Genomic DNA, 5,738 nt, shown 5'->3' with positions numbered 1-5,738 from the left:
CGACCCCCTTCACCCCGCCGACACGCCCGCCATCGGATCCCCGCTCACCCCACGCTCAGGTACGAAGAGCCGCATCACCTCCCGCATGCGCCTAGATGATTCTGCAATTTTATGCATCCGGTTGCAGCCTCGTCAAGGACAAGGCCCGATTGAAATCGGGAACGTCCTCCCTGTTCTCAGGCAGGCCGCGCGGAAGTCGTTCCCCGCACCACGAAGGCGGACCTGAAAGGGATTACTGTCCCGGCCTCGGCGACACCGTGTTGTATCAACCGGTAGAGAAGGTCCACCGCAGCTTCTGCAACTTGGCGCACGGGCGCAGTAATGGTCGTCAACTGGGGAGTCATCATCGATGCGAATGGCACGTCATCACACCCAACCACGCTCACATCACCCGGGACATGGAGTCCCATTGCGGCCAGTCCAGAAACGACCCCGAATGCGCTGACGTCATCAAATGCCAACACTGCCGTCGCCCGAGACCGCACTACGGCCGGCGCGGATTGGAGCCCTCCGTCGAAGGATGCCGGAAAACTCCCGAGATGAACGAGTTCGATGCCCAAGCTTGAAGCTGCAGAGAGAGCAGCGGCCGCTCGACGCTGTGCAGTCCACGAGTTCGAAGGACCACCAACCAGAGCGACCCGTTCATGACCAAGCATCCGCAAGTGCGCAACAGCCCCGAGAATCGCATCATCATCATCAACATAGGTTGATGACACCCCCTCCACGATGCGATTGATGCATGTAACTGGCTTGTTCCCGATTGCGCTGACGAGGTCTTCCACAGGAGAACGCGGAGAAGCGAAAATGAAGGCATCGACCTGTCCTTGGACTCGGGCCACAAGTCTCGTCTCAGACTGTGACGCCTCAGCCGAGTCGATGAAGAGCAACTCGGCTTCCCTCCGTCTTGCTGCCTTGATAAGCCCCGACAACAACTGGGGGAAGAACGGGTTCGTCACATCCGGCATTAGGACGCCTACCAGCCCGCTTCGTCCAGTGGACAAAGCTCTGGCTGCATTGTGGGGATAGTACCCGGCCTTCTCCGCGGCCAGGAGGATCTGCTCCCTCAACTCCCGACGTACCTTGCCCGGGTCCGAGAACGCCCTGGAAACCGTGGAAGGAGAAATCCGCAATTGCTCCGCAAGGGAGTAGATCGTAGGCCGCTCCATCACTTCTCCTTGCAAAGCACAGCCAAAATTAGCATAATGAATCCTACTACAACCGGTTGCAGTATTGGAGCGGCAAGGATGCCCGATCTCACCAGGGATAGCCAGCAGGCTGATGTTCTACGCATGTCCAGTCAAGCAAGAAGCCACCTCCTAGACGAGATCCTGCCTTTCTGGATACCCAACTCCATCGATCGCACCTTCGGTGGCTACTTCACGTGTTACGACAACCGCGGACAGTTCGTCTCAGACGCGAAGTACACCTGGTCACAGGGTCGTTTCATAGCCGTCTGCAGCATGCTCGCACAGGCTGCGCGGGACGGCAGTTTGCCGCTTGACGCGGATGAACTCATCTCAGACGCCATCCGCGGCGCCGAATTCCTCTACAAGTACGCAATCCGGCCTGACTTCACTACCCATTACGTCCTAGAACGGTCCGGAGAGCCGGCCGGTCAGCAGACTCCGAGCGTCTATGCCGACTGCTTCGCCGCAATGGGGTTCGCCCGAGTCGCCCAAGTGTCAGAAGACCCTCGCTGGTACAAACTCGCTGAGAAGATTCTCCATGCTGCGACAGAAACATCCCGCCTGCCTGAGATCCCCACCGCGCCCTATCAACTCCCCCGGAACGTGCGCCCCTACGGGGTGAGCATGATCCTTCTGAATGTTGAGCTCGACATGGCAGCCGCGCGTGCAGCTCTAGGCATGGAGCGCCAGGATGATGCTCTCAAAAGAGCCGTGGAAGATGTCTGGAGCTTCGCTCGATCCGATGGGCTCTACAACGAGGTCCTTAGCGAGGAGCTGGATCCAGCATCACTCCTGAAACGACACCGCACGCCCGGCCATAGCTTGGAAGGACTTTGGATGATGGCACTCGCTCTTGAAGAGGGTGCAACCATCGAAGCGCAGATCGTTGAGCAGGCGGTAGCCCTCTGTGAACTCGGCTGGGATGACCAGTTCGGGGGGATTCTTCGGTACACAGACGCCGAAGGCGGCCCCCCTCACGGGTCACTCTTGGGAATTCCATATGAGGATCTAGTGAGGCGCACATGGGCGACGAAGCTCTGGTGGGTCCATTCAGAGGCGACTTGGACAACAGCCCTCCTAGCCCATCGAAGTGGCGATCAGCGCCTGATCCAGTGGAGAAATCGGATCTGGGATTACACACGCGCCACATTCCCGGCGCGGGGCGAAGGAAAAGAGTGGATCCAGATCCGGGATCGCCGCGGCCATCCACTAGATGAGGTCGTTGCTCTGCCACTGAAGGACCCCTACCACCTCATCCGCAACTTGCTACAGGTCATCGAATTGAGCAAGCCGCAACTGCAGTCAGATCCGCCACCAAGCACTGGATAGGAATCAGAAAATGAGAGTTGGCATCATCGGACTTGGACTCATGGGCGAGTACTACGTCAGAATCGTCACCGACCTGGTCGGCCCCGAGAATGTTCTGGGAGTCGAAGCCGACAGGGATCGGGCGGAAATGATGGCTGCCGCCCACGGCATCACCGTCACACAGACCTGGCAAGAGATCGTGGGCACCACCGACGCAGCCATCATCGCGCTCCCTGACCATCTCCACACGGAGCCAGCGGTAGCCTTCCTACAAGCAGGTAGCTACGTCCTGGTCGAGAAGCCACTAGCTACATCTCTAGCTGACTGCCAAACAATCCTGGAAGCCCAGACCGAACCAGGAAGGCTCATGGTCGGCCATGTGCTGCGCTTCGACCATCGGATCCAAGAACTGAAGCGCCGGCTAGACGCTCAGGAATTCGGCAACTTGAGGTATCTAAGGATCCATCGCAGCAACTCAACGATGGGAGCCAAGAGGGTCGGCGAACGAGTCTCAGTGAGCGCATTCTTAGGAGTTCACGACCTTGACCTGCTCCTCTGGCTCACCCAGCGCGAGATCCGAAGCGTCTCTGCAACGGGCAAGAAGATCTTCGGGAGTCACTGGGACCTATCGATAGCCAGTCTGGAGCTTGAAGACGGCACACTAGCCCTCGTCGAAAACCACTGGCTCCTCCACCCTGACGCCCAACGAAGCGCACTCGCCGGGATCGAGGTATTCGGCGACACAGGAATGGCGCTACTCGATCTCTCCACCCAAGAACTCGAGATCGTCACAGATGACAATCCACGCACCAAGCGCATAGACACCCACAACTGGACATTCGATGCTGCAGTCTCGGGAGGAAACCTGCGGCGAGAGGTCGAGGCGTTCATAGCCGCAGCACGCACAGGCGGACCAACTCCCATCTCTGGCGAGGACGGAATGCGCGCAGTAGAAGCCGTCCAACTCGTCGAGGACGCACTCGCTAGGTCTACCAACTAGATGAGGATCATCAAAGAGGTCAGACCCGGGCTCGTTGATCTCCAAGTCAACGGGTACATGGGACACGATGTGAACTCACCCTCCGTCACACCTGACGAAATCGCACATCTCACCAGAGCGCTCTGGGGAGCAGGAACAACCAAGTTCCTACCAACCATCATCACTGGCCCCCGCTCCCGCATGCTCCAATCTGCACGCAGTATTGCCCAAGCACGCCGCGAAGACCCTCTCGTCGCAGCAAGCATCATCGGCATCCACGTTGAAGGCCCACATCTCTCCCCCGTCGATGGTGCCCGCGGTGCGCATGATTCCGACCACCTCCAGCTTCCCAACACAGCACTTTTCGACCAACTACAGGAAGCCACTGAGGAAATAATCAGGATCGTGACCGTGGCACCAGAACTGCCCGGAGCGTTGGAATACATTGAACACGTAACCCGGGCCGGGGTCATTGCGTCGATAGGACACTCGTCAGCCACGGCCCAGGACATTCGCGCAGCCGTCGCTGCCGGATGCAGCCTCAGCACGCACCTGGGCAACGGAATTCCAGCAACGATCAAGAGACACCCGAACCAGATCTGGAGCCAACTCGCCGAGGACACCCTGACAGCCATGTTCATCACGGACGGATACCACCTCCCTCCAGAGGCGGCTACCAGCATGATCCGTGCGAAAGGTGTCAACCGGTCGATCATCGTTAGTGACTCAGCAGCGCTGGCGGGCTCTCCGCCCGGAACCTACGTGACACCTGTCGGAGGACGAGTGGTAGTGGGCGCGGACGGGGCCATTCGGCTTGAGAACTCGCCTCTCTTGGCCGGTTCCGGTGCCACACTGCTCGACTGTGTCAACTGGGCAGCCAAGAATCTGCCCTTCACGGCGGACGAAATATGGGATATGGCCAGCAAGAACCCTCGTGAGCTATTGGGCCTGCACGACAACGATGAGGTGACTCTCAACCTTGCCGGAAGCGGTTGGCAGGTGTTGGCGGTAAAGATTGCCGGAGAAACAGTGACCGGGTGACGGCGGAAGGTGCATCGCGACCGCCGACGAGACTTGGCTCTGCGATCTCTGAGAGGTTGGACGAGGGTCTTTTTCGTCACGGAGGTCGCGTGGCTGAGCTGCCAGACACACTCGCCTTGCCAGCCACCGATCGATCTAAACCCTGCCCGCGAAAAGGGTCGCGGGGCGTGCGTGCCCCCCGCACCAGCGTTGGCTCGATGACGCGAACCTCCGCCCACGCTTCGGGCGCTGTTGATTCAATTCATCAGCACGCCGACGGCATTGGTGTGGCGAGCTCCTCAAAGTCGAACCGAATCGTCGTCAGGCCCAAGACATCCCACTTAGCTTCGCCTGGATGACCCCGTAGCGCCCGGGACACCGTGGGCTGGTCAGGCCCGAGATCCTTGGTAGGCTCGTCCTTTGCTGAGCATGTGAGAGACCGCCACCAAGATCGAATGAGCAACAGCACCACCAGCGTCGCGCACAACCACTTGTTCTCATGCCGCGTCCCCACCGGCCGATGACTACCAGCCGACTCGTAGATCGCTTGGCGACAGCCCGGCCCACAACGCCAGATGCGCAGCCCCAGGGAAAACGAGAGACCTCCACCAACCAGTCACGCATCAACAGCAAGGACCCCGTCGTGGTCCGAGCAGTACGCGTCTCCGCCCGACGCATGCCACGTACCCCGCGTCCTTGCCCACATCCAGGCCAGCTGAATATCAGCGCTGCTGGGGGCCGCTGATCGTGTGTTTGGGGGCCACTGGCTGGCGGCGGTGATCGTCTCGTTGGGGGCCGGCAGTGGCGTGGTTGGGGGCCGCTGGATTCTAGGCTCCTCCCGCCGTGTGTATAGGGCACGCGGCGGAAGGAGATTCTTCGATGGTACGAAAGATCAGGGCGAAGCTGGTGTTGCAGCTTCGCGCCGAGGGCCTGTCGGGGCGGGCGATCGCCGCGTCCCAGCAGATGTCGCGTAAGAGCGTGATGGCGGTGTTCGAGGCCGCCGACACCGCGGGGGTGTCGTGGGACGACGTCTCCCAGCGCAGCAACGACGAGGTCTATCGCCTGTTGTTCCCGGGGCGGGGTGAGCACGACACGGTGTTCGCTTCCCCGGACTGGGACCAGGTCCACAGGGAGATGGCCAGGGTCGGGGTCACGCTGAAACTGCTCCACGGCGAATACACCGACTCGTGCGCCGCGGAGCGGGTGCCGGCGATGGGCTATGACCGGTTCTGCAAGACCTACCA

At 60.2% G+C, this 5,738-nt stretch carries 4 protein-coding genes and 1 pseudogene; 4 read left to right on the top strand and 1 reads right to left on the bottom strand.

Going from position 1 to position 5,738, the window contains the following annotated elements; all coding sequences use genetic code 11:
- Window positions 1-176: 176 nt before the first annotated feature.
- Window positions 177-1,166 (bottom strand): LacI family DNA-binding transcriptional regulator, encoded by a 990-nt coding sequence (locus tag ABEA30_RS07475; RefSeq protein ID WP_345581333.1) that lies wholly within the window; start codon window positions 1,164-1,166, stop codon window positions 177-179.
- 78 nt (window positions 1,167-1,244) lie between these two features.
- Here ABEA30_RS07475 and ABEA30_RS07470 point away from each other — a divergent pair, with 78 nt between their 5' ends.
- From ABEA30_RS07470 to ABEA30_RS07455, 4 genes and pseudogenes are all read left to right on the top strand, one after another.
- Window positions 1,245-2,516 carry an AGE family epimerase/isomerase gene (locus ABEA30_RS07470; protein WP_345581330.1) on the top strand — a complete coding sequence of 424 codons (1,272 nt, stop codon included), beginning with the start codon at window positions 1,245-1,247 and terminating at the stop codon, window positions 2,514-2,516.
- Between the two features lie 10 nt (window positions 2,517-2,526).
- Complete coding sequence (locus tag ABEA30_RS07465) at window positions 2,527-3,495, top strand: Gfo/Idh/MocA family protein (RefSeq protein WP_345581327.1); 969 nt, start codon at window positions 2,527-2,529, stop codon at window positions 3,493-3,495.
- Complete coding sequence (locus ABEA30_RS07460; RefSeq protein WP_345581324.1) at window positions 3,496-4,515, top strand: N-acetylglucosamine-6-phosphate deacetylase; 1,020 nt, start codon at window positions 3,496-3,498, stop codon at window positions 4,513-4,515.
- A gap of 858 nt (window positions 4,516-5,373) precedes the next feature.
- Window positions 5,374-5,738 (top strand): annotated as a pseudogene (locus tag ABEA30_RS07455) (IS21 family transposase); the annotation flags it as partial.

Source organism: Tessaracoccus lubricantis, from assembly GCF_039544535.1.
In the GTDB taxonomy this organism is placed as follows: domain Bacteria; phylum Actinomycetota; class Actinomycetes; order Propionibacteriales; family Propionibacteriaceae; genus Arachnia; species Arachnia lubricantis.
This window is presented reverse-complemented; position numbering and strand designations above follow the sequence as displayed.